This is a genomic window from Bacillus sp. BSL6, from assembly GCF_052928345.1.
In genome coordinates, this window is the sequence record NZ_JAVGCW010000001.1 from 272,133 (window position 1) to 296,025 (window position 23,893).

Genomic DNA, 23,893 nt, shown 5'->3' on the forward strand with positions numbered 1-23,893 from the left:
GATTTGGAAAAAAAGGTCGTATTAGTAGATGGTAATAATATCGCGTATCGTGCTTTCTTTGCACTACCGCTTTTAAATAACGACAAAGGTATACATACGAACGCAATTTACGGTTTTACAATGATGTTAATGAGAATATTAGAGGAAGAAAAACCGACGCATATGTTAGTAGCATTTGATGCTGGGAAAACGACATTCCGTCATAAAACATATAGTGAGTATAAAGGAGGACGTCAAAAGACTCCGCCTGAGTTATCAGAGCAATTTCCATTTATTCGTGAGATGCTTGATGCATTCAATGTACCGCGTTATGAATTAGAAAATTATGAAGCGGATGACATTATGGGAACGCTAGCGAAAGAAGCGAGTGAACAAGGCGCAAGTGTAAAAGTTATTTCAGGAGATAAAGACTTACTTCAACTTGTTTCTGATAACACGCTTGTATGTATTCCTCGAAAAGGGATTACGGAAGTAGACGAATATACGAAAGAAGCTTTATTTGAAAAATACAGCTTATCACCAAAGCAAATTATCGATATGAAAGGTTTAATGGGAGACCAATCAGATAATATTCCAGGTGTACCAGGAGTTGGTGAAAAAACTGCGATTAAATTGTTAACACAGTTTGGAACGGTTGAAGAAGTGTATGAAAATATAGATCAAGTAAGCGGGAAGAAATTAAAGGAAAAGCTGGAAGCAAATAAAGACCAAGCTCTTATGAGTAAAGATCTTGCAACCATTATTACAGACGCACCGATTACTGTGCATGTGGATGATATGGAGTATAAAGGATATGAGCCAAGTGATGTCATTCCAATGTTCGAGAATTTAGGATTTACATCTCTTTTAAACAAATTAGGTGTTACGCCAGAAGAAACGGCTCCAGCTGAATTAGATGATATTACATTTGATATTGTAGAAGAAGTTACAGAAGAAATGCTTCAGCAAGATAGTGCGCTTATCGTTGAAGTACAAGAAGATAATTATCATAAAGCAGACATTCAAGGTTTCGGTATTCAAAATGAAAATGGATGTTACTTTATTCAGACAGACATTGCACTTAAATCAGATGCTTTTAAAGAGTGGCTTGCAGATGGAGAAATGAGAAAGTATACATTTGATGCGAAGCGTGCGATCGTTGCGCTGAAATGGAACGGTATAGATATGCAAGGGATTGACTTTGATCTATTAATCGCTGCTTACTTACTTGACCCGGCTGATACAGATAAAGATTTCCGTACTGTAGCGAAAATGAAAGAAACGCATGCTGTGAAATCTGATGAAGAAGTTTACGGAAAAGGTGCGAAGCGTGCTGTTCCAGAGTTAGAGATAGTAGCGGAGCATGTAGCTCGTAAAGTGCATGTATTATATGATGTAAAGCAAACATTCGTTGAAGAGTTAGAAAAGAATGAGCAATATGAACTGTTTACAGAGTTAGAATTACCACTTGCACGTGTATTAGCTGATATGGAAGTAAAAGGTGTAAAAGTTGATACAGAACGTCTTCGTAATATGGGAGAAGAACTTGCAGGTAGATTAAAGGAAATGGAACAGGAAATTTATAAGCTGGCGGGAACAGAATTTAATATAAATTCACCGAAGCAGCTTGGTGTGATTCTGTTTGAGAATTTAAACTTACCGGTTATTAAGAAGACGAAAACAGGTTATTCTACGTCAGCAGATGTATTAGACAAGCTGATGGATCACCATGAAATTATTCCAAACATTTTACATTACCGTCAATTAGGGAAACTAAATTCAACTTATATTGAAGGTTTATTAAAAGTTGTACATGAAGATTCATCTAAAATCCATACTCGTTTCAATCAAGTATTAACGCAAACGGGCCGATTAAGTTCAACGGATCCTAACTTACAAAATATCCCAATTCGATTAGAAGAAGGAAGAAAGATTCGTCAGGCATTCGTTCCATCAGAAGAAGGATGGATTATGTACGCAGCGGATTATTCACAAATTGAACTTCGTGTATTAGCTCATATTGCAAATGATAAAGGGCTAGTCGACGCGTTCCAACATGACATGGATATTCATACGAAAACAGCTATGGATGTATTTGGCGTTGAAAAAGATGAAGTAACTTCAAATATGAGACGACAAGCGAAAGCTGTTAACTTCGGAATTGTGTATGGTATTAGTGATTATGGTCTTTCACAAAACTTAGGAATTACAAGAAAAGCAGCAGCGGAATTTATTGAAAAGTATTTAGAAAGTTTCCCTGGTGTACAAGAATACATGGATGACATCGTAAAAGATGCGAAACAAAAAGGATATGTAGCTACATTATTAAATCGCCGCCGTTACATTCCGGAAATTACGAGTCGTAATTTCAACTTGCGTAGCTTTGCTGAGCGTACAGCTATGAATACACCAATTCAAGGTACTGCAGCAGATATTATTAAAAAAGCGATGATTATTATGGCAGATCGTTTAGAAGAAGAAGGATTACAAGCGCGTCTTCTATTGCAAGTACACGATGAATTAATATTTGAAGCACCAAAAGAAGAAATTGAAAAATTAGAGAAGCTTGTACCAGAAGTAATGGAGCATGCAATTGAACTTGCAGTTCCGTTGAAAGTTGATTATTCTTACGGTCCAACTTGGTACGACGCAAAATAAGGAAGTGATGAAATGCCTGAATTACCAGAGGTTGAAAACGTCAGACGGACACTTGAAAATCTTGTAACAGGAAAAACGATTGAAGATGTTATTGTTACTTATCCGAAAATAGTGAAACGACCGGATGATGCAGAAATCTTTAAAGAAATGCTAAAAGGCGAGACGATTGAAAATATAAAGCGAAGAGGAAAGTTTTTGCTTTTATATGTAACGAATTATGTCATTGTTTCACATTTGCGTATGGAAGGTAAGTTTTTACTGCATCAAGAGGATGAACCAATTGATAAGCATACGCACGTCCGTTTCTTATTTACAGATGGAACTGAATTACATTATAAAGATGTGAGAAAGTTTGGTACGATGCATCTCTTTAAAAAAGGTGAGGAAATGAATCAAATGCCTCTTGCTGACTTAGGTCCGGAGCCATTTGATGCTGAATTGACACCACAGTATTTACAAGAGAGATTGCGAAAGACAAATCGTAAAATAAAAGTTGTATTGTTAGACCAGCGTCTTTTAGTAGGACTTGGAAATATATATGTAGATGAAGTTTTATTCCGTTCTCAAATTCATCCAGAACGAGAAGCGTCGTCTTTAACAGTAGAAGAAATTGAGCGAATTTATGAGGCGACCGTTACAACGTTAGGTGAAGCGGTGAAGCGTGGCGGAAGTACAATTCGAACGTATATCAACTCACAAGGGCAAATTGGTTCGTTCCAAGAACTGCTAAATGTATATGGAAAAAAAGGAGAACCGTGTGTGACTTGCGGTACGATATTAGAAAAAACAGTTGTTGGCGGAAGAGGAACGCATTATTGCCCGATTTGTCAGCCAAGAATATAGAAAAGAGATAACATCGGATAGGCATTTGTCATATACATACAGCAGAGCTATGTATAAGGGAGGAGCTTACCGATGTACCTTTATTTATCTCTTATTTTATTAGCTTTTACATTAAGCTTAGATAGCTGTAGTGTAGGGCTAACATATGGTTTAAGAAGCGTAAGAATTCCACTAAGATCAATTGTAATTATCGGAATGTGTTCAGCGGCTGTTATGCTTGTTTCAATGGGAATTGGACATATGATCGCGAAAGTATTTTCACCTGTTATCGCAACGCGTATCGGTGGGCTTGTTCTTATTGGAATAGGGATTTGGGTATTATATCAATTTTTTCGAAGTGAGAAAAAAGAAGAACCGAAGCAAGAGGAGAAGGTCTGGAAATTAGAGATTGCCTCGCTTGGGTTAGTCATTCAAATTTTACGGAAACCGACTGTAGCAGATTTCGATAAATCAGGCACCATTTCTGCAGGAGAAGCATTGCTTCTTGGTATCGCTCTTTCTGTAGATTCATTCGGTGCTGGAATTGGTGCGTCTTTATTAGGGTATGCACCTGCTATGATGGCGATATTAGTTGCAGTGATGAGTTCTTTGTTTTTATTTATTGGAATGAAACTTGGAACGGTTTTATCAAATATGAAATGGTTGCAAAAATTTACATTCCTGCCTGGGGTATTACTCATTATTATTGGAATTTGGAAAATGTAAGTACGGGCGTGGAACATTAGTTTCGCGCCTTTTATTATGAGGAGGATTATGATGACAGTAGTAATTGGATTAACGGGAGGTATTGCAAGCGGAAAAAGTACAGTATCTCAAATGTTTCGCGAGCTCAGTATACCAGTTATTGATGCAGATATTATCGCAAGAGAAGTTGTAGAAAAAGGAAAACCAGCATATAACAAAATTGTAGAAGTGTTTGGAACGGAAGTGTTACAAGGAGATGGAGAACTAGATCGGCCGAAATTAGGAAGTGTCGTTTTCTATAATGAAGAGAAACGATTGCAGTTAAACAAAATTGTTCATCCTGCAGTGCGTGAGGAAATGAATAGGCAAAAGGAAATGTACATAAAAGAAGGTATGCAAGCGGTTGTGTTAGATATTCCTCTCTTATTTGAAAGTAAATTAACAAGTCTCGTTGACCGCGTTTTAGTTGTAGCAGTTAAGCCACATACGCAATTAGAACGTTTAATGAAGCGAAATAATTTTTCAGAAGAAGAAGCAACAGCTCGTATTCAATCTCAAATGCCGTTAGAAGAAAAAGTGAAACATGCAGATGAAGTAATAAATAATGATGGCACAATTATGGGAACGAAAACACAATTACAGGGGATTTTAAAGAAATGGAACATTATTGACTAAAAAATTGTGAAATTAATGAAAATGCTTAGTGACATATCCTCTTTTTGTGTTATACTATTATTGGGATTGGAGATAAATAGTATAACGCATTCAAGGGGGATAACATATTATGACTCGTGTGGCAATTAATGGATTTGGACGTATTGGGAGAATGGTATTTCGTCAGGCAATAAAAGAAAGCGCATTCGAAATTGTAGCAATCAATGCAAGCTATCCATCTGAAACGTTAGCACATTTAATTAAATATGATACAGTTCACGGCAAGTTTGACGGAACAGTAGAAGCATTTGAAGATCACTTATTAGTTGATGGGAAAATGATTCGCCTTTTAAACAACCGCGATCCAAAGGAATTGCCTTGGACAGATTTAGGTGTTGAAGTTGTAATTGAAGCAACTGGTAAATTTAATTCAAAAGAAAAAGCAATTCTTCACGTTGAAGCTGGAGCGAAAAAAGTTATTTTAACAGCGCCTGGTAAAAATGAAGATGTAACAATTGTAGTAGGTGTGAACGAAGACCAATTAGATATTACAAAACATACTGTTATTTCAAATGCATCTTGTACAACAAACTGTTTAGCGCCTGTTGTGAAGGTGTTAGATGAGCAGTTTGGAATTGAAAACGGTTTAATGACGACAGTTCACGCTTATACAAATGACCAAAAAAATATTGATAATCCACATAAAGATTTAAGAAGAGCACGTGCTTGCGGACAATCAATTATTCCGACAACGACAGGTGCTGCGAAAGCGCTAGCAAAAGTTCTTCCACATTTAAATGGGAAACTTCATGGTATGGCACTTCGTGTACCAACGCCAAACGTGTCTCTTGTTGACTTAGTAGTAGATGTAAAACGTGATGTGACAGTGGAAGCTATTAACAATGCATTCAAAACTGTTGCAAACGGTGCGTTAAAAGGCATTGTAGAATTCAGCGAAGAGCCTTTAGTATCTATTGACTTTAATACAAATACACACTCAGCTATCATTGATGGTTTATCTACAATGGTAATGGGTGATCGTAAAGTGAAAGTGCTGGCTTGGTATGATAACGAGTGGGGCTACTCTCGTCGTGTTGTAGATCTTGTAACGTTAGTTGTTGACGAATTAGCGAAGCAAGAAAATGTGCAACATATTTAAGTGAATAAGGGAGAGGGCAAGTGGAATATTTGCCCTCTTTTTTTTATTTTTTTCTGAAAAGGAAAAAAATTATAGGAGTATATTTTTGATAGTGGACATACCACGAAACGTTGGGGTTACTGTATTTGTGAATCATTTATTTTTTTTAGGGAAAAGTAAAGAGGAAAATATGACAGAAAATCGAAAAAACTGTTGTTGCAAAATGAAAATAAACAAAGTATACTAACACTCGTAAACTTAAGAGCTGAGGTACGTAGTCACTACTTAAAGGGTTAGGACCTCTCTGGACTAACTTTCCCCCGTGGTAGTGGAGCAAGCCAAATTGCAAATTAGTTTTCAATTCGAACAGTTAGAATAAATTTACAAGGGGGAACTGTAGAATGGATACTATGGATACGATGGGTCGTCACGTGATCGCTGAACTTTGGGATTGCGATTTCGACAAGCTTAATGACATGCCGTATATTGAACAATTATTTGTGGATGCAGCACTAAGAGCTGGTGCTGAAGTGCGTGAGGTTGCTTTCCATAAATTTGCACCACAAGGTGTAAGTGGAGTAGTAATTATCTCGGAATCACATTTAACAATTCATAGCTTTCCGGAGCACGGTTACGCAAGTATTGATGTTTATACTTGTGGGGATCGTATTGATCCAAATGTTGCTGCAGAATATATTGCAGAAGGTTTAAACGCGAAAACGCGTGAGAGCATCGAGCTTCCTCGAGGCACTGGTAGCTTCGAAATTAAGCAGAGAGAAACAAAAGCTCTTTAAAAAAGAACATAATTGATTTAAAATGTAAAGAGGTGTATAATGCACCTCTTTTTTAGTTTATAAAAAAGGAAAAATATGATGTACTCGTTAGTTGAATAAATGGAGCTCTTACGAATAAGTTAACAACGCATCTATCATCGTATTCTTAAAAACGAGATGATAAAATAATGCGCTTAAACTTAAAGTGGTAAGAGAGTTAAAATGAGTTATATAATAATGTATATATATTGTCAGATGAAGTAAGTAGAGAAAAATAAAGAGTATAGTGTAAAGGAGTGAATATATTGCGTTGTCCATCCTGTTCTCATAATGGTACAAGAGTGTTAGATTCGCGTCCGGTAGACGAGGGGCGCTCTATTCGAAGAAGGAGAGAGTGTGAAAGCTGTTTAAGCCGCTTTACGACATTTGAAAGAGTGGAAGAGTCACCTCTTATCGTTGTAAAAAAAGAAGGAACACGAGAAGAGTTTAATAAAGAAAAGATTTTACGTGGCTTAATTAAAGCGTGTGAAAAAAGACCAGTATCTTTAAGACAATTAGAAGAAGTAACTCAAAGTGTGGAACGTGAACTTCGTAATTTAGGTATATCAGAAGTGAAAAGTGATATGATTGGTGAAATTGTTATGGAAGAACTGCGTGATATCGATGATGTTGCTTACGTGCGTTTTGCTTCTGTATATCGCCAATTTAAAGATTTAAATGTATTTATTGAAGAATTAAAAGATATACTGCAAAAAGAAAGAGAGTAGAATCTGTATCGTATTCTCTTTACATACCGTAAGTAATGAGATAAGAGAGCTAGAAGCGAAAGCTAATAGCTCTTTTTCGCTAATAAATTATATAGTGAAGATTGGATGAGAGAAAGGAAAGCAAGAATGGAAAAACAGTCATGGATGGAGCTATTGCCGATTGATCGTTATAAAGTAAGTGCGAAAGGGTTATTGCATAATTACGACCGAAAAGTGTTAACGATGTTATATCAGCCGTTAATAGGTAGTAGAGCTTTTAGCTTGTACATGACGCTATGGGGAGAGTTAGAACAAGATCGTGTATTTGGAAAAGAGAATACGCATCATTCCCTTATGGTGACCATGCAAATGCAGCTTCCCGAAGTATATGAGGAACGAGTAAAGTTAGAGGCAATTGGACTTTTGAAAGTATATATTAAGAAAGAAAAAGATATTCGAATGTTTATATATGAGCTGCAACCACCTTTATCTCCAAAGCAGTTTTTTGATGATATTGTTTTAAGTATCTTTTTATACAATCGATTGAGTCGGACAAAATATAATCAAGTAAAGCATTATTTCTTAGAAGAAGAATTTGATTTTGCATCTTATGAAAATGTTACGCGTTCTTTTAATGATGTGTTTGGTTCGTTTAATCCAGGTCAGCTTGAGCATGCGCAAGAAGACCTTCGTATTCCAAAAACGACAGCTATGCCAAGTAATGAAAAGGGAGACGCTCCGAAAGTTTGGAATGATTTCTTTGATTTCTCCTTATTTGTAGATGGCTTGTCCGCTCTTGTCCCTAAAAAGGCGATTACAGATCAAGTGCGAGAATGTGTCATTACACTTGCTTACGTGTATGATGTAGATGTGTTATCGATGCAAAATATCGTTCTTGGTGCGGTGACAGAGCTGCAGACAATTGATATCGAAAGGCTTAGAAAAGGAGCGCGTGATTGGTATCAGTTCGAAAACGGCCAAGCGTTACCTGTATTAAGTGAAAGAGTACAGCCTCACGCTGCACGTATGATGAAAGAAAAAGAGCCTTCTACGCAAGAAGAGATGTTAATCAAACAGCTAGAGGAAATCTCACCAAAGCAACTATTGAAAGAAATCTCTGGCGGTGCAGAGGCAACGAAGGCTGACTTGCAAATCGTTGAAGATGTAATGATCAATCAAAAATTAACGCCAGGTGTTGTGAATGTACTTATTTATTACGTTATGCTACGCTCAGATATGAAACTTGCGAAAACGTATGTGGAGAAGATTGCTGGACATTGGGCACGTAAAAAGGTCGGCACAGTAGCTGAAGCAATGGCGTTAGCGAAAGAAGAAAACCGTCAATATCAAGAATGGGCTGAGACGAAGAAGAAAGGCCGTACGTCGAAGAAAACGGTACGAAAAGAAATGGTACCAGATTGGCTGAAAGAAGAGCCGAAAGAACAAGAGAAAGAAACTGTGAAAAAAGATGTAAGTGCTGAAAAAGGTGCAAGTACGTTAGAGGACGAACGAAAACGATTAGAAGAAGTGTTAAAAAAATATAAGCGTGATTAATAGAAGAGAATGAACGCTCTTTGAGGTGAGAAAATGGAGCATATTCAAAATTCATTTGCAAAGTTAATGGAAAATGAAAATTTTAAAAATAGATATGAAATATTAAAGGCGGAAGTAATGGCACATCCGCGTGTGAAAGAATTTATAGACGAACATAAAGGGGAAGTAACAACGTCTATGATTGAACGCAGTCTTGTGAAATTATACGAATATATTGGACAAAGTGTAGGTTGCGCGGATTGTCCGGATCTAGGTTCGTGTAAAAACATGCTGCAAGGGTATGAGCCAAAGCTCGTTATCCAAGGGAAGATGATTGATATTCAATACGATCGTTGCGTGAGAAAAGTAGCCTATGACGAAAGAAAGAAATATGAAAAGCTCGTTCAGAGTGTATATATGCCGACTGATATTTTACAAGCAACGATGGAAAACTTAGACCCTTCAGATTTAGATGCGCGTATTGATGCAATTGGTGCAGCCAATGAATTTTTAAGTACATATGAACCTGGTAAAAAAGTACAAGGTTTATATTTGTACGGTAAATTTGGTGTAGGGAAAACGTATTTATTAGGAGCAATTGCGAATGAGCTTGCTCGAAAGAAAATAAGTTCAATGCTCGTATATTTCCCTGAATTTTTACGTGAAATTAAAAGTTCAATTCAAGATAATTCGATTGGGGAAAAGATTGATGCGGTGAAACGCGTACAAGTTTTAATGTTAGATGATATTGGAGCAGAAGCGATGTCAAGCTTTGTGCGTGATGATGTACTCGGTGCAATTTTGCAATTCCGTATGTTAGAAAACTTACCGACGTTCTTTACGTCTAACTTTGATTTTAAACAACTAGAACATCATTTAACATATACGCAGCGCGGTGAAGCGGAAGAAATGAAAGCAGCTCGTATTATGGAACGCATTAAATATTTGGCGAAACCAATTCCGATTGGCGGGAAAAACCGTCGTCATAAGTAAAGAGCAAGCTGAGAAGCTTGCTCTTCTTTTGTAGTTAAACGCTTTTTAAAGTAGCCGAATTATAAAATGAAAAGTTCTTATTGAAAATTCCTAGTAGCTTGTATCATTTTTTTCTCCCTCCCTTAATATATATAAAATTAGCAAGCCATATCGAGTGGATTTTCTAACGATAAGAAATGTAATTCTACTAAGAGTGAACTTTCACGCGGGACGGACTCTTATAGGATTTGTAACGTATAGATACAGTCCTTTAGAGCAGGGATAAAAGGGGGGACAAAAGTGATTGAAATTTGCTTCGAAGAAAAAAATGATGCTATGCACGTATATAGACAACTACTGAAAAGAGCGGAACTGTTATATAAGGAAACGAGTGTGTATTTACAGGAACAAAAAGTGGTGATTCACATACCAGTATGTGAATCAAATTATATTGAAAAGATTTTATTACCAGTCATGGTATATTTCATTGTGAATGTGAAACAAAATGAGTGGATATATACAATCTTAAAAGAGAAGTTTTTTTATGAAGAAGAGGAAGAGTGTCATCAAATATTGCATAGGGCACAAGAGATTTTAAAAGGAAGAAGAAAAGGAATTGCTCGTGAATTAACGCGTCACACATTTGAATCATATATTAAATCTTCTTTAAATAACTGGCTTTGTGATCCGCTTTCATTCTCGTTTTCATCATATGTTCGTTTTCGTCTTCGTACATATAGGGAAATGGTAGCTAAGCTTGCCGAAGTGGCGATTGATGAGTATAAGTTGGAACAAGAATATCAAATGTTTATTGAGTCGCTAAGGCAACAAGTGCGTAGTCGGAAATCACGTTTGTCCTGTGTGCATCTTATTTTTGATGAGAGTTTTATTTTCTACGATGATAAAGGTAGACGTTTAAAACAGGAGAAATTGGTTCAATATATAGATGAGGAATTATTGAAGCAAAAGGATGTATATATTGATACGAAAGTAATTGCGCCACTTCTTTCTATTTCGCCGAAAAAAATTTATTTATATACGAAAGAACAAGACCATAATATGATTATTACTTTGCGAAATGTATTTCAAGAACGGGTACAATTACATGGATTACATGAGTTTGAGCGCAATGTGAAAAATTTAAAAAATAAAGGTAACGCCCTTGATTTTCTAAGTTTTTGAGCATATAATTACCTACATAAATGAAATATATTGAAATGTCATGATGAGGACATGAGTAGTTTTCTACGATTTTCAGAGAGGGAAGCCTTAGGGTGTGAGCTTCCTAGTACGGGATTATTACTTACCACCTCTAAACTTTAGCAGTGAACGATTCTTCTAGTAATTGCTAACGGACAACACCGTTATGTTGAACTTGAGCAATTAACAATAAGGTTAATTGGAACAAGGGTGGAACCACGAATTCAACACTCGTCCCTTTTTACGGGATGAGTGTTTTTTATTTTGAGAAAAAGAGGAGTGACCAGTGATGGCAGATGTAGTTAAAATTACTTTCCCTGATGGAGCTGTGAAGGAGTTTCCAAAAGGCGTAACAACTGAAGAAATCGCAGCTTCTATTAGCCCAGGCTTAAAGAAAAAAGCTGTGGCTGGAAAATTAAACGATGAGATGATTGATCTTGTTACACCAATCGAAGAAGATGGTGCAGTTTCTATCATTACATTAGATTCTGAAGATGGCTTATATATTTTACGCCACTCAACAGCTCACCTTTTAGCACAAGCGTTAAAACGTTTATATAAAGATGTTAAGGTTGAGCTTGGCATTGGTCCGGTAATTGAAAATGGCTTCTACTACGATATTGATATGGAAGAAGCAATTACAGTTGAAGACTTCAAGAAAATCGAAAAAGAAATGCAAAAAATTGTGAACGAGAACTTAGAAATCGTTCGTCATGAAGTACCACGTGCAGAAGCAATTCGTCGTTTTGAAGAAATCGGCGATGAGTTAAAATTAGATTTAATTAACGATCTTCCAGAAGATGCAGTTATTTCAATTTATGAGCAAGGCGAATTCTTCGACCTTTGCCGTGGTGTTCACCTTCCATCTACAGGAAAAATTAAAGTATTCAAATTATTAAGCGTTGCAGGTGCTTACTGGCGCGGCGATAGCAATAATAAAATGCTACAACGTATTTACGGTACTGCATTCGTTAAAAAAGCAGAATTAGATGAGCACTTACGTATGCTTGAAGAAGCGAAAGAGCGCGATCACCGTAAATTAGGTAAAGAATTAAAACTATTTACTAATAGCCAAAAAGTAGGACAAGGTTTACCACTTTGGTTACCAAAGGGTGCAACAATCCGCCGCATTATCGAGCGTTACATCGTTGATAAAGAAGCGAGCTTAGGCTATGATCACGTATACACTCCAGTACTAGGAAGCAGAGAGCTTTATGAAACTTCTGGACACTGGAACCACTACCGTGATGGTATGTTCCCATCAATGGAAATGGATAATGAAGAGTTAGTTCTTCGTCCAATGAACTGCCCTCACCACATGATGGTTTATAAAAACGATATTCACAGCTATCGTGAATTACCAATCCGTATTGCGGAACTTGGAACAATGCACCGTTATGAAATGTCAGGTGCGTTATCTGGCTTACAACGTGTACGCGGAATGACTTTAAACGATGCGCACATTTTCGTTCGCCCAGATCAAATTAAAGAAGAGTTAAAACGTGTTGTAAACTTAACTCTAGAAGTGTACAAAGATTTCGGTTTAGAGAACTATTCATTCCGTCTATCTTATCGTGACCCAGCAGATACTAAAAAGTATTATGCTGATGATGAGATGTGGGAAAAAGCACAAGGTATGTTAAAAGAAGCTATGGATGAAATGGGTCTTGATTACTATGAAGCTGAAGGTGAAGCGGCATTCTACGGTCCAAAACTTGACGTTCAAGTTCGTACTGCTCTTGGAAAAGACGAAACACTTTCAACTGTACAATTAGACTTCTTACTTCCAGAACGCTTTGAACTATCTTACGTTGGTGAAGACGGTAAACAACACCGTCCAGTTGTAATTCACCGTGGTGTTGTATCAACTATGGAACGTTTCGTAGCATTCTTAATTGAAGAATACAAAGGTGCATTCCCAACTTGGTTAGCTCCAGTTCAAGTACAAGTAATTCCAGTTTCTCCGCAAGTACATTTAGACTATGCGAAGAAAGTACAAGACGAATTGCGCCGTGCTGGTATCCGTGTTGAATTAGATACTCGTGAAGAGAAAATTGGTTACAAAATCCGTGAAGCACAAATGCAAAAAATTCCGTACATGCTTGTAGTAGGTGACAATGAAGTAACTGAAAACGGCGTAAACGTACGTAAATACGGTGAACAAAAATCAGAAACAATCGCATTAGATGCTTTTGTTGATATGATTAAAGTAGAAGGAAAACGATAAGAAAAAGCCGCGGTATACCGCGGCTTTTCTATGTAATATAAGTAAGAGAAATTAGAAAAAAAAACCATGTAATACTTATCGTAAAAAAGTATTGCAAGTATGTTAGTTGTTTGTTACAATATTTCTTGTTGTTAGTAAAACACATCGCGTCTTCTTGACAGACGTCATGTCCTATGATAAACTCATCAAGGATAATAGAATATTGTTTTGTGGAACAAGTAGAAGCACCCGCTTCTCACCTGATGGACGCATTCGCAGTTTACAGGTAAATGTATTTCTTACTTAAGATTTTACAAGTGTGGGTGTCGTATGCCCGCACTTTTTTTGTCGGGTTCTATGACTACAAACTATGTTCTGAGAAAACCTTGGAGGTGGCTTACTATTAGCAAGGATATGATGATTAACGAGCAAATTCGTGCACGTGAAGTACGTTTAGTTGGTGCAAATGGCGATCAACTTGGAATCAAGTCTCGTAATGACGCTTTAGACTTAGCTGCAAATCTTAATCTTGATTTAGTATTAGTTGCTCCAAATGCGAAACCGCCAGTATGCCGCATTATGGACTACGGTAAATTCCGCTTTGAGCAACAGAAGAAAGAAAAAGAACAGCGCAAAAATCAAAAAGTAATTAGCATGAAAGAAGTTCGTTTAAGTCCAACAATTGATGAACACGACTTTAACACAAAACTTCGTAATGCTATCAAGTTTTTAGAGAAAGGCGACAAGGTTAAAGCGTCAATTCGCTTTAAAGGACGTGCCATTACTCATAAAGAAATCGGTCAACGTGTTTTAGATCGCTTCTCAGAAGCTTGTGCTGAAGTTAGTACAATCGAATCTAAGCCTAAAATGGAAGGACGCAGTATGTTCTTAGTTTTAGCACCGAAAAACGATAAGTAATAGATAGAGGAGGAAATACCTATGCCTAAACAAAAAACTCATCGCGGCGCTGCAAAGCGTTTCAAAAAGACTGGATCAGGTAAACTGAAACGTTCTCACGCTTACACAAGCCATTTATTCGCTAACAAATCTACAAAAGCTAAACGTAAACTACGTAAAGCTGGTGTAGTAAGCGCTGGTGACTTCAAACGCATTCGTCAAATGCTTGACAACTTAAAATAAGTTCGGCTGATATATAGAACAATTAGGAGGTAATATTATGCCAAGAGTAAAAGGTGGTACAGTTACTCGTCAACGTCGTAAAAAAGTAATTAAATTAGCAAAAGGTTACTACGGTTCAAAAAATACATTATTCAAGGTTGCTAACCAACAGGTTATGAAATCTCTAATGTATGCATTCCGTGACCGCCGTCAAAAGAAACGTGACTTCCGTAAATTATGGATTACACGTATCAACGCAGCAGCTCGTATGAATGGTCTTTCTTACAGCCGCTTAATGCACGGTCTTAAAAATGCTGGCATCGAAGTTAACCGCAAGATGCTTGCTGACTTAGCTGTTCATGACGAAAAAGCTTTCGCTGAATTAGCAACAGTTGCAAAAAACAACATTAACTAATTAATTAGTTGAAACCTTAGAAGATTTTTCTTCTAAGGTTTTTTTATTTGTATGCAAAGAGAAGTATGTCGTTATCGATATGACAAAATCAATATAAAAGTTATAGCAATATAGAAGAATATGCATATGAAGTCAGGAGAATCCTCCTGGCTTCTTTTAATTATCATCCTCTGGAAAGAAGAGTATCTTTCCTACCTGAAACGACACTGCTATAATGGAAAGATGATATGGAACTTTCATCAGATAAAATAATATTTTTAATAGTGGGTAATTCCTGGATAATTATTAACTATCACCAATCGGAGTGAACAATCTAATCGTGATGATTGAAACGTATTTGTAAATTAAGGACAAGCTATTTTGTAAAGAGGTAAATGGCTGACTTATTAATAAGAAACGAAAAATAATAATGAACTTTGAGATGAAACAACATTGTTGCGTAAAATGCGATGTTGGAGGAGGGCAATAGAGTGGACTTACTACAACTATTTAAATTACAAAAAGAATTAGATGACCGTATTGCGAAAGAACATGACTTACAACCGAAAAAATTGTTAAAAGAGAAAATGTTAGCTCTTCTTGTAGAAATTGGAGAACTTGCAAATGAAACACGTTGTTTTAAATATTGGAGCAATAAACCAGCATCAGAACGTGAAGTCATACTAGAAGAATACGTAGATGGTTTGCATTTTATTTTATCAATCGGAATTGATTTAGGTATTGATAAAAACTTCTTATTCTATAAGTGTGCACAGACGAATAAAACACAAGTAGAAATTTTCTTAGACACATATGCGAAGGTGATTCGTTTTACAGATCAACCATCTATTACGAACTATATTGAATTATTTACAAGTTATCTTCGACTTGGACAAGCGCTTGAGTTTGAACAAGAAGAGATTGAAAAGGCATATTTAGATAAAAACGAAGTAAATCATCAGCGTCAAACACAAGGATACTAAGTTGATTTTTGAATATTTCAATTTCCTTTTGTATAATGAAGTGACTGAAGAAAAAGGAGGGTGTTGGCAATGACAAAATTAGACGAGACATTGACAATGCTAAAAGAATTAACAGATGCACGTGGTATTGCGGGTAACGAGCGTGAACCACGCGAAGTAATGAAGAAATATATTGAGCCGTTTGCGGACGAACTTTCTACTGATAATTTAGGAAGTTTAGTTGCGAAAAAAGTAGGGGAAGAAAACGGCCCGAAAATTATGGTTGCAGGTCATTTAGATGAAGTTGGCTTTATGATTACGCAAATTGATGACAAAGGTTTCCTTCGTTTCCAAACAGTTGGTGGCTGGTGGTCACAAGTTATGCTTGCACAGCGCGTAACAATTGTAACGCGTAAAGGAGATGTAACAGGTGTTATCGGTTCAAAACCACCGCATATCTTACCTCCAGAAGCGCGTAAAAAGCCAGTTGAAATTAAAGACATGTTCATCGATATTGGTGCTTCTAGCCAAGAAGAAGCAATGGAGTGGGGCGTACGACCAGGAGATCAAGTTGTACCTTACTTTGAATTCCAAGTGATGAAGAACGAAAAAATGTTACTTGCAAAAGCATGGGATAACCGAATTGGTTGTGCAATTGCAATTGACGTATTAAAACAATTAAAAGATGAAAAGCATCCAAACGTTGTATACGGCGTAGGGACTGTACAAGAAGAAGTTGGTCTTCGTGGTGCAAAAACATCTGCAAACTATATTAAACCAGATATCGCGTTCGCGGTAGATGTTGGTATTGCTGGTGACACACCTGGTGTAACGTCAAAAGAAGCGCAAAGTAAAATGGGTGATGGACCACAGATCATTTTATATGATGCTTCTGTTATCGGTCATACCGGTTTACGTGACTTTGTAGTTGATGTTGCTGATGAATTACAAATTCCATACCAATATGATTCAGTAGCGGGCGGAGGAACGGATGCAGGTGCGATTCATATTGCTGTAAATGGTATTCCGTCTATGGCAATTACGATTGCAACTCGTTACATTCATTCTCACGCGGCAATGTTACACCGTGACGACTATGAAAATGCAGTGAAGTTAATTGTAGAAGTTATTAAACGTCTTGATAAAGAGGCTGTACATAACATTACATTTAATTAATAAAAAAAGCGAAGGAGCCTCTCCTTCGCTTTTTTATGTTTTAAAAAGGTCGTTCTAATCCCGCTGCAGTATGAGCCCCTAAAATGATTAAACGAGTTAATTGCATGGCCATAAAATGCGGGGTATATATCATTCCTCTCTTTAGCCATGACATAATCATGCCGAGGTGGGCACCGGTAACATAACTAATGAGAATATCACGCGGAACCATTAGTTTTTCATCGTTAGGTTGTGAAATAGAGAGGCTTAATGTTAAATGTGTTTGAATGGCTTTCATCATTTTATACGTATAGTTTCCGGCAGCTTTATCACCAAGCATGACGTTATAGAAATTCGCATTTTCTGCAATATGTTCAAACAATGCTAAGAAATTTGGATGTGGTGAATCAAATGCAAGTTGAAAATCTTCTTTATTTCTATTTTTCGGTTTAATAACTTCTGTTAGCTTCTCTAACATTTCTTCAATGCTTTTGTCCAATAAGTCATATTTATCGTGGTAATGGCTATAAAACGTAGCACGATTTACAGGAGCACGTTCTGCAATATGTTGAACAGTTACATTTTCAAACCCTTTTTCGCCTACTAAAGCGACAAAAGCATCCTGTATGAGTTGTCTCGTCCGTTTTACACGTGGATCATTTGTATTTTTAATAGACATTTTTATTTCCCCTCGTTTAATTTTCTGTACTTAAGCAACATATTGGTATTATATTGTTGTTTAAGCGACATTTCATACGTAAATTGTCGGTTGTAGATTTAAAATAATTATTTATAATTATAAACGATAGTCCTTCAGAAATCAGCACCGCTCGCAGGTAGATAAATTTCGATTTACACCGCAGATGGTGTGATTTTTTTGTTTAAAAGTTAATATAATTAACAATTAAACAATCTAAACAATAAGGACGTAAATAGTTTAGAAAAAAATTATATGCGATATAAGGAGAGGAATGCAATGAATCAGTTTCGAAGAATGGTGATTATCAACATTATCACATTAATTGTACTAGTTGGCGGCGGTATTGGCGGTTATTACTATTACAATCAAGCGGAAAATTACTTAAAAACAGACAATGCAAAAATTGATGGAAAGGTAATTCCGATTGCATCACCAGTAGCAGGGAAATTAACTGACTGGAAAGCTGAAGTAGGTAAGAACTACAACGAGAATGATAAATTAGGTGCTGTCACTGTAGCAGCAGCGAATGGAGAACAAACAGTAGATGTAACAATTCCACAAAATGCAACAGTTGTACAATCAAACGCGACAACAAATGCTTTCGTTGGAGCAGGTAGCCCGATTGCTTATGCATTTGATATGAACAATTTATGGGTAACAGCAAACATTGAAGAAACAGATGTTGATGATGTTCAAAAAGGTCAAGATGTAGATGTGTATGTAGATGCATACCCAGATACAACGTTAACAGGAAAAGTAGAACAAGTGGGCTTAACAACAGCGAACACATTCTCTATGTTACCATCAAGCAACGCAACAGCGAACTATACGAAAGTAACACAAGTAGTACCAGTTAAAATTTCTTTAGATCATAGCAAATCAGTAAATATTGTTCCTGGCATGAATGTGACAGTTCGTATTCATAAGTAAGGGGGAGATGAGATGTCCTCAATCGTAATTGCAGGATATGCACTATTTTGTATAATCGTCTTCTTCCTTGTAAATCGTCTTTTACGAAAGAAAAAAACGAAAATGGGAGAAGAACAAGTCCCAGCCGTAAGTAAAATAGAAGTAAGTAAGGTAGAAACAGAAGAGAAAGACATTGAACGAAAGCAAGAACCAGAAATTTCTAATGTAGTTGAGTTGGAAACAGGAAAGCAAGAAGAAGTAAAACAAGAAAAAGAAGTGCCGAAAAAACAAATGTCTATGCCTGTAGAGAATGTGAACGTAAAAGCAGTGGTAGCTGTATTAATTCTCGGCATGTTCGTTTCTATTTTAAACCAAACAATCATTAACGTTGCATTGCCTCCGTTAATGAATGAATTTAACGTATCAACTTCAACAGCACAATGGTTAATTACAGGCTTCATGCTTGTAAATGGTATTTTAGTACCGATTAGTGCCTTTTTAGTTTCACGATTTACGTATCGTAAATTATTCGTAGCCGCAATGTTATTCTTCACGGTAGGATCTATCATTTGTGCTACTTCAGGAAACTTTACAATGATGATGACGGGCCGTGTTATTCAAGCGGTTGGCGCGGGTATTTTAATGCCGGTTGGTATGAATATCTTCATGACACTATTCCCGCCTCATAAGCGCGGAGCAGCGATGGGATTACTAGGTGTAGCAATGATTTTAGCACCAGCTATCGGACCAACTGTAACAGGTTGGGTAATTGAAAATTACAGCTGGAACTTAATGTTCTATGCGATGTTTATTATCGGTTTAATTATTACGTTCCTATCTTTAAAATTCTTTACACTAGCTCAGCCAGTGTCTAAAACAAAATTAGATATATTTGGTGTTGTTAGTTCAAGTATTGGACTAGGAAGCTTATTGTACGGATTTAGTGAAGCTGGAAATAATAGTTGGACTAGTGCAGAAGTTGTTATTTCACTTATTATCGGTGTAATTGGTTTAGCGTTATTTATTTGGAGAGAGTTAACAACGGACAATAAAATGCTTGATTTACAAGTATTTAAATACCCAGTATTTACTTTTACTTTAGTAATTAATGCAATCGTTACGATGGCATTATTCGGAGGTATGTTATTACTTCCGGTATATCTGCAAAACATTCGTGGCTTTACGCCAATTGAATCTGGTTTACTACTTCTTCCAGGATCATTAATTATGGGAATCATGGGGCCAGTAGCGGGTAAATTATTCGATAAATATGGCATTCGTCCATTAGCGATAATTGGATTGGCAATTACGACGTATGCGACATATGAATTTACAAAATTATCGATGGATACACCGTATAGCGTTATTATGACGGATTATATTATACGCTCAATTGGTATGTCATTCATTATGATGCCAATTATGACAGCTGGTATGAACGCGCTACCGATGAAATTAATTTCTCACGGTACAGCAACGCAAAATACGTCAAGACAAGTAGCTGGTTCAATTGGAACAGCGATATTAATCACGCTTATGACGCAACAAACGACTGCGCACGTAGCAGATTATGGAAATATGTTAACAACGTCAAACCCAATTTTAGTTGATAAAGTACACGGCATGGGGCAAAGCTTAGCGGCCTTAGCCGGCTCAGCGCAAGCAGGAGATGCGATGAGCACGCAGCTATTATATGGACAAATTTCAAAGCTATCTGCAATTAACGGTATTAACGATGCCTTCTTAATCGCGACAATACTCGCAGGGATTGCTTGGGTGTTATCGTTCTTCTTACCATCAGGCAATAAACCAAATAGAAAAGCAGGGAATTAATTTCCCTGCTTTTTTGTGCTTTTTATGCAGTTACATATAAAAGATGATAACCAGTTACGGAGCAAAGCCCTGCTATAAACAAAATCGTCCCCATAGAACGAATACTCGATATTTGTCTTCCGCTTATAATAGCTAATAGTCCAGCTAAAGAGAAGAAGCACCAATATAAAGTTCCCGAAATTGGAACCATCCCCTCTAAATCTATTCCAGAACCTATACAAATGATAGGAACAATGATAAGGGATATGCTAATGAAACCAGCTATAGTGGTAAGTGATTTCCGATGTTTCATGCCACCAATAATTAAAAAAATACCGACAATGAATTCGCATAACATCAAAGTAAGAGCTAAAATCATCCAAGTTAATATTCCGAACACTTCTGTACTACCTCCGATTTGTGAGTTTCAAAAAATATTATATATAGTATGAATCACCCACAGTCATGAGTAACCAGAAGATAACCCCTAATATACCAGCGATAAAAATAATGAATCCCATATTACGGATACTTTTAATCTTTGCTTGTAATCCACTTAATCCAGCTAATAATCCAGTTAAAGAAAACAGTACCCAATATAAAGTAGTTGAAATAGGGATGATTGTATTGCTCTCCACTCCCATGCCCCAAAAAACAAAAGGTAGTGTGACAAAGGAAAAGCTAAGTAGCCCCATTAAACCGACAAATAATTTACGGTGTTTCACGCTAGTAACAATTAAAAAAATACCACCGAAGAATCCGCATAAAACAAGAAGTGGCATATAAACAACCCAAAGTAAGCTCAACATATGTAATCTCCTTCTGTGTAATCAGTTATATTTTACTACATGAGGTTTATTTTGGATATTATATAATAAATATGTATAAATTGATAGAAATGAGTAGTACCGATACGAATTAATAGATGTAGAGCATGAGAGAGGGGAGGAGACGTATGAAAATTACAGAAGAAAATGTTGTAAATCAGCTAAGGAAAAGGAATGAAAAAGCATTGTATTTTATTATTGACCAATACGGCGGACTAATAAAAAGTATTATTCAGAAGCATTTAGCTTCGTTTGAAGATGTGCAAGAGGAATGTATGGATGATGTGTTATTGGCAATTTGGAATCATATTGAAAAGTATGATGAAGAGAAAAATACGCTAAAAAATTGGATTGCAGCTATTACAAAATATAAATCTATCGATTATGCGAGAAAATATACGAAGACAGTAAATGAAAAAGGAATAGATCAAATAGATGAAATAGCGGTACATACCGATACTACTAAAAAAGAGATTAGTAATGATATGGAACATATATTAAATCATTTAAAGAAGAACGATAAAGAAATTTTTATGAAGCATTACGTGGAAGAGGATAGTGTAGAAGATATTGCGGAGAAAATGGGGGTGAAAACTTCTTTTATATACAATCGCCTATCAAGAGGTCGAAAGAAGTTAAGGGCATTATTTTTACATAACCGGATGAAATAAATAAGAAAAGAGGTGAAGGAAATGAAAGATCCATATGAAATGTTAAATGATATAAAAATGGATGAGAATGAATATGAAGAGATTAACCTAACGCACATAGAGAAAAAGAAAATAAAAAAGCGAATTCACAAAAAAATAAACAAGAACAAAGCCCATACGAAACAGAATATAGCTATTGTAACAACGGCCGCGGCATTATTTATTATGATGATGACTGTAGATATGAGAAGGATGATTGCAGATATACCGTTAATCGGAAGTAAAATGGAAGACTACGTGAACAGTAGAGGAGAACCTTTAAAAGAATATAAAACGACAATAGGACAAACAGTTTATGATAATGGTGTAGAAGTACGATTAGACGAAGTGATGATAGATGAGGGACAGATTATTGTTAATAGTACGTTTAAGTCTAGTCAGGTCAATTTAGAGGACTCTTATCCTAGCCCTGATATTTATATAAATGGAAAACTGTTAAATGGCAGCGGTAGTGGCGGAGACAAAAAAATAAATGAATACACATATACATTTTTCTCAAATGTAGATTTAAAAGACGATGAAATGAATCCTCTAGAAATTCGTGGAGAATGTGATATACAAGTTGTGTATAGGGATATCTCTTTAAAAGAGGGGAAATCAACATGGAAAGGAGAATGGGGTTTTTCCTTTAAAGCATCTGGGGACAAATTAAAAGCTGAAACGAAAACAATTCCAATTCATAAGCATTTTAAATTAGAAAATGGTCAAAAAATAGAAGTGGAAGATTTGAAAGTGTCTCCTATATCTATAAAGTTGAACTATAAGATGTTGAATGGAACAAAGGTAGATGTAACATTTATTGGAAAAGATCAAGATGGTAAAGAGTTAATACCACATTCAGGTCTTACCTTATCGAAAAATAGTTATTGGCGTTTTGAAAAACTAGAAAATAGTGTAACGAAAATTATACTGACGCCTGTCCTAACTTCTGGTGAAGAGGGAGAAAAGAAAACGAATTATCGAAAAGTGTTAACGGAAGAAGAGTTTGAAGTTGTTATAAAAGAGTAAAGAGAGGTATCGTGATGATACCTCTCTTTATCCTAAAAATGCCAACATATTATTTATAATATGAAGTAATATAGCTGGAATAATGGATTTTGTTTTTTTACATAAAATCGCCATAAATAGACCCATGATGAACATACTAAACATCACACCAGTTGAGTATATATGACCTATTCCGAAGAGGAAACTAGACCCAAGTGCTGCAATCCAAAAGGGGAAGCGCTGTTGTAGGAAGTGAAGAATAATACCGCGGACTATAAGTTCTTCAAAAATAGGTACAAGTATAGCGCCACCTATCAGCAATAACAGTTTGTATTGTTTTAACATTTCTAGGTCTAAGGCGGATGACTGTTCATTTACCGCATCAGGAAAAATATTATTAATTACAAATATATCATTAACGATATGTATCCCGTAAAAAAGGATTATATAGATGTATGTGCTTACTTTTTTTAATGCTGTAAAGTTTAGTGTTGGGACAATTAAATTTCTTAACGGTTTATATGCATAAATTAAAATTAATAAAATGCACAATACAAATAAATGCCTTCCAAAAGTAGTAAGTGATTTTGCTAAAGCAATTTGTTTTGGATCGGTTAAACCTTCTGTATAAATAACGGTAGGAAGACCTATAAAGAGGTCAGCTAGAAATCCTGTTCCCCAAATCGCGAAAACAAGCGAAAATAGAAATTGCGAGAGTGACATAGGATGCTTTTGTGGGTAAGTTAGTTGCGTGGCTTGTATAATAGTGAATCACCTATCCTTTTATATTAAATAATTATATATAAAGATTATAGGATATTTGTACAAAAAAGTCATCATTGTAGTAAAAAAGATATGTTGAAGCTACTATTTACAGACAGTAATAATTTTATATTGATGTTCTGTACAAATGGTTTGTCTAAAAGTGTTAA

At 36.1% G+C, this 23,893-nt stretch carries 24 protein-coding genes and 2 other annotated features; of the genes, 20 read left to right on the forward strand and 4 right to left on the reverse strand.

Annotation, left to right across the window (positions count from 1 at the left end; translation table 11 throughout):
• Window positions 1–3: 3 nt before the first annotated feature.
• The 16 genes from polA (at window position 4) to RCJ96_RS01685 (ending at window position 17,037) form a co-directional block, all read left to right on the forward strand.
• Window positions 4–2,637, forward strand: a complete 2,634-nt coding sequence (gene polA, locus RCJ96_RS01610) for a DNA polymerase I (protein ID WP_000412813.1) — start codon at window positions 4–6, stop codon at window positions 2,635–2,637.
• A 12-nt stretch (window positions 2,638–2,649) separates the two neighbouring features.
• Window positions 2,650–3,480 carry a DNA-formamidopyrimidine glycosylase gene (gene mutM / locus RCJ96_RS01615; protein WP_074610059.1) on the forward strand — a complete coding sequence of 277 codons (831 nt, stop codon included), beginning with the start codon at window positions 2,650–2,652 and terminating at the stop codon, window positions 3,478–3,480.
• Between the two features lie 72 nt (window positions 3,481–3,552).
• Window positions 3,553–4,185, forward strand: a complete 633-nt coding sequence (gene ytaF, locus RCJ96_RS01620) for a sporulation membrane protein YtaF (protein WP_000281751.1) — start codon at window positions 3,553–3,555, stop codon at window positions 4,183–4,185.
• A 51-nt stretch (window positions 4,186–4,236) separates the two neighbouring features.
• Window positions 4,237–4,839, forward strand: a complete 603-nt coding sequence (gene coaE, locus RCJ96_RS01625; RefSeq protein ID WP_316148879.1) for a dephospho-CoA kinase — start codon at window positions 4,237–4,239, stop codon at window positions 4,837–4,839.
• A 109-nt stretch (window positions 4,840–4,948) separates the two neighbouring features.
• Entirely contained in the window at window positions 4,949–5,977 is a 1,029-nt protein-coding gene (locus tag RCJ96_RS01630; RefSeq protein WP_316148878.1) for a glyceraldehyde-3-phosphate dehydrogenase, read from the forward strand.
• A 389-nt stretch (window positions 5,978–6,366) separates the two neighbouring features.
• A complete protein-coding gene (gene speD, locus RCJ96_RS01635) occupies window positions 6,367–6,750 on the forward strand; it encodes an adenosylmethionine decarboxylase (RefSeq protein ID WP_002003660.1) in 384 nt (127 codons plus the stop codon).
• Window positions 6,751–7,034: 284 nt separating this feature from the next.
• On the forward strand, window positions 7,035–7,496 hold the full coding sequence (gene nrdR, locus RCJ96_RS01640) for a transcriptional regulator NrdR (RefSeq protein WP_001203687.1): 462 nt from the start codon (window positions 7,035–7,037) through the stop codon (window positions 7,494–7,496).
• 126 nt (window positions 7,497–7,622) lie between these two features.
• The gene (locus RCJ96_RS01645) at window positions 7,623–9,029 is read left to right on the forward strand and encodes a replication initiation and membrane attachment family protein (protein WP_000415041.1); all 1,407 of its coding nucleotides are present in this window, start codon (window positions 7,623–7,625) and stop codon (window positions 9,027–9,029) included.
• Window positions 9,030–9,062: 33 nt separating this feature from the next.
• Complete coding sequence (gene dnaI, locus RCJ96_RS01650) at window positions 9,063–10,001, forward strand: primosomal protein DnaI (protein WP_074610067.1); 939 nt, start codon at window positions 9,063–9,065, stop codon at window positions 9,999–10,001.
• A gap of 279 nt (window positions 10,002–10,280) precedes the next feature.
• Complete coding sequence (gene ytxC, locus RCJ96_RS01655; protein ID WP_316148877.1) at window positions 10,281–11,162, forward strand: putative sporulation protein YtxC; 882 nt, start codon at window positions 10,281–10,283, stop codon at window positions 11,160–11,162.
• A gap of 31 nt (window positions 11,163–11,193) precedes the next feature.
• Window positions 11,194–11,422 (forward strand) — a binding site (T-box leader).
• Window positions 11,423–11,469: 47 nt separating this feature from the next.
• Entirely contained in the window at window positions 11,470–13,407 is a 1,938-nt protein-coding gene (gene thrS, locus RCJ96_RS01660) for a threonine--tRNA ligase (protein WP_000786083.1), read from the forward strand.
• Between the two features lie 210 nt (window positions 13,408–13,617).
• Window positions 13,618–13,738 (forward strand) — a sequence feature (ribosomal protein L20 leader region).
• A 62-nt stretch (window positions 13,739–13,800) separates the two neighbouring features.
• Window positions 13,801–14,304 (forward strand): translation initiation factor IF-3, encoded by a 504-nt coding sequence (gene infC, locus RCJ96_RS01665; RefSeq protein WP_000973214.1) that lies wholly within the window; start codon window positions 13,801–13,803, stop codon window positions 14,302–14,304.
• Window positions 14,305–14,325: 21 nt separating this feature from the next.
• The gene (gene rpmI / locus RCJ96_RS01670) at window positions 14,326–14,526 is read left to right on the forward strand and encodes a 50S ribosomal protein L35 (RefSeq protein WP_001125945.1); all 201 of its coding nucleotides are present in this window, start codon (window positions 14,326–14,328) and stop codon (window positions 14,524–14,526) included.
• A 37-nt stretch (window positions 14,527–14,563) separates the two neighbouring features.
• A complete protein-coding gene (gene rplT / locus RCJ96_RS01675) occupies window positions 14,564–14,920 on the forward strand; it encodes a 50S ribosomal protein L20 (RefSeq protein WP_001138362.1) in 357 nt (118 codons plus the stop codon).
• Between the two features lie 470 nt (window positions 14,921–15,390).
• Entirely contained in the window at window positions 15,391–15,882 is a 492-nt protein-coding gene (locus RCJ96_RS01680) for a dUTP diphosphatase (RefSeq protein ID WP_000365050.1), read from the forward strand.
• A gap of 69 nt (window positions 15,883–15,951) precedes the next feature.
• Complete coding sequence (locus tag RCJ96_RS01685; RefSeq protein WP_000163568.1) at window positions 15,952–17,037, forward strand: M42 family metallopeptidase; 1,086 nt, start codon at window positions 15,952–15,954, stop codon at window positions 17,035–17,037.
• 40 nt (window positions 17,038–17,077) lie between these two features.
• Here RCJ96_RS01685 and RCJ96_RS01690 read toward each other — a convergent pair whose 3' ends face one another.
• Window positions 17,078–17,695 carry a TetR/AcrR family transcriptional regulator gene (locus RCJ96_RS01690; protein WP_000023665.1) on the reverse strand — a complete coding sequence of 206 codons (618 nt, stop codon included), beginning with the start codon at window positions 17,693–17,695 and terminating at the stop codon, window positions 17,078–17,080.
• A gap of 297 nt (window positions 17,696–17,992) precedes the next feature.
• Here RCJ96_RS01690 and RCJ96_RS01695 point away from each other — a divergent pair, with 297 nt between their 5' ends.
• Both RCJ96_RS01695 and RCJ96_RS01700 read left to right on the forward strand, forming a co-directional pair.
• The gene (locus RCJ96_RS01695) at window positions 17,993–18,646 is read left to right on the forward strand and encodes an HlyD family secretion protein (protein WP_001071404.1); all 654 of its coding nucleotides are present in this window, start codon (window positions 17,993–17,995) and stop codon (window positions 18,644–18,646) included.
• 12 nt (window positions 18,647–18,658) lie between these two features.
• The gene (locus RCJ96_RS01700; protein ID WP_074610072.1) at window positions 18,659–20,458 is read left to right on the forward strand and encodes a DHA2 family efflux MFS transporter permease subunit; all 1,800 of its coding nucleotides are present in this window, start codon (window positions 18,659–18,661) and stop codon (window positions 20,456–20,458) included.
• 22 nt (window positions 20,459–20,480) lie between these two features.
• On the opposite strand, the gene RCJ96_RS01705 is transcribed toward RCJ96_RS01700, so the two are convergent.
• Both RCJ96_RS01705 and RCJ96_RS01710 read right to left on the reverse strand, forming a co-directional pair.
• Window positions 20,481–20,837, reverse strand: coding sequence for an ammonia permease (locus RCJ96_RS01705; RefSeq protein WP_074610074.1), 357 nt, complete (start codon window positions 20,835–20,837; stop codon window positions 20,481–20,483).
• 37 nt (window positions 20,838–20,874) lie between these two features.
• The gene (locus RCJ96_RS01710; protein ID WP_000950050.1) at window positions 20,875–21,246 is read right to left on the reverse strand and encodes a hypothetical protein; all 372 of its coding nucleotides are present in this window, start codon (window positions 21,244–21,246) and stop codon (window positions 20,875–20,877) included.
• A 146-nt stretch (window positions 21,247–21,392) separates the two neighbouring features.
• Between RCJ96_RS01710 and RCJ96_RS01715 the strand changes: the two genes are divergently transcribed.
• Both RCJ96_RS01715 and RCJ96_RS01720 read left to right on the forward strand, forming a co-directional pair.
• Entirely contained in the window at window positions 21,393–21,935 is a 543-nt protein-coding gene (locus RCJ96_RS01715; protein WP_074610076.1) for a sigma-70 family RNA polymerase sigma factor, read from the forward strand.
• Window positions 21,936–21,956: 21 nt separating this feature from the next.
• Window positions 21,957–22,982, forward strand: coding sequence for a DUF4179 domain-containing protein (locus tag RCJ96_RS01720; protein ID WP_316148872.1), 1,026 nt, complete (start codon window positions 21,957–21,959; stop codon window positions 22,980–22,982).
• Between the two features lie 27 nt (window positions 22,983–23,009).
• Here the strand turns inward: RCJ96_RS01720 and RCJ96_RS01725 are convergent, their stop codons facing one another.
• A complete protein-coding gene (locus RCJ96_RS01725) occupies window positions 23,010–23,684 on the reverse strand; it encodes a CPBP family intramembrane glutamic endopeptidase (protein WP_270795625.1) in 675 nt (224 codons plus the stop codon).
• Between the last annotated feature and the right edge of the window lie 209 nt (window positions 23,685–23,893).

Bases quoted from the DNA above. Each gene is read 5' to 3' on its own strand.
- RCJ96_RS01685 (WP_000163568.1), top strand. From the start codon at position 15,952: ATGACAAAATTAGACGAGACATTGACAATGCTAAAAGAATTAACAGAT.
- RCJ96_RS01630 (WP_316148878.1), top strand. From the start codon at position 4,949: ATGACTCGTGTGGCAATTAATGGATTTGGACGTATTGGGAGAATGGTA.
- RCJ96_RS01695 (WP_001071404.1), top strand. From the start codon at position 17,993: ATGAATCAGTTTCGAAGAATGGTGATTATCAACATTATCACATTAATT.
- coaE (WP_316148879.1), top strand. From the start codon at position 4,237: ATGACAGTAGTAATTGGATTAACGGGAGGTATTGCAAGCGGAAAAAGT.
- speD (WP_002003660.1), top strand. From the start codon at position 6,367: ATGGATACGATGGGTCGTCACGTGATCGCTGAACTTTGGGATTGCGAT.
- thrS (WP_000786083.1), top strand. From the start codon at position 11,470: ATGGCAGATGTAGTTAAAATTACTTTCCCTGATGGAGCTGTGAAGGAG.
- RCJ96_RS01720 (WP_316148872.1), top strand. From the start codon at position 21,957: ATGAAAGATCCATATGAAATGTTAAATGATATAAAAATGGATGAGAAT.
- rpmI (WP_001125945.1), top strand. From the start codon at position 14,326: ATGCCTAAACAAAAAACTCATCGCGGCGCTGCAAAGCGTTTCAAAAAG.
- rplT (WP_001138362.1), top strand. From the start codon at position 14,564: ATGCCAAGAGTAAAAGGTGGTACAGTTACTCGTCAACGTCGTAAAAAA.
- RCJ96_RS01715 (WP_074610076.1), top strand. From the start codon at position 21,393: ATGAAAATTACAGAAGAAAATGTTGTAAATCAGCTAAGGAAAAGGAAT.
- dnaI (WP_074610067.1), top strand. From the start codon at position 9,063: ATGGAGCATATTCAAAATTCATTTGCAAAGTTAATGGAAAATGAAAAT.
- mutM (WP_074610059.1), top strand. From the start codon at position 2,650: ATGCCTGAATTACCAGAGGTTGAAAACGTCAGACGGACACTTGAAAAT.
- RCJ96_RS01710 (WP_000950050.1), bottom strand. From the start codon at position 21,246: ATGTTGAGCTTACTTTGGGTTGTTTATATGCCACTTCTTGTTTTATGC.
- RCJ96_RS01690 (WP_000023665.1), bottom strand. From the start codon at position 17,695: ATGTCTATTAAAAATACAAATGATCCACGTGTAAAACGGACGAGACAA.
- RCJ96_RS01645 (WP_000415041.1), top strand. From the start codon at position 7,623: ATGGAAAAACAGTCATGGATGGAGCTATTGCCGATTGATCGTTATAAA.
- RCJ96_RS01725 (WP_270795625.1), bottom strand. From the start codon at position 23,684: ATGTCACTCTCGCAATTTCTATTTTCGCTTGTTTTCGCGATTTGGGGA.
- ytaF (WP_000281751.1), top strand. From the start codon at position 3,553: ATGTACCTTTATTTATCTCTTATTTTATTAGCTTTTACATTAAGCTTA.
- infC (WP_000973214.1), top strand. From the start codon at position 13,801: ATGATGATTAACGAGCAAATTCGTGCACGTGAAGTACGTTTAGTTGGT.
- RCJ96_RS01700 (WP_074610072.1), top strand. From the start codon at position 18,659: ATGTCCTCAATCGTAATTGCAGGATATGCACTATTTTGTATAATCGTC.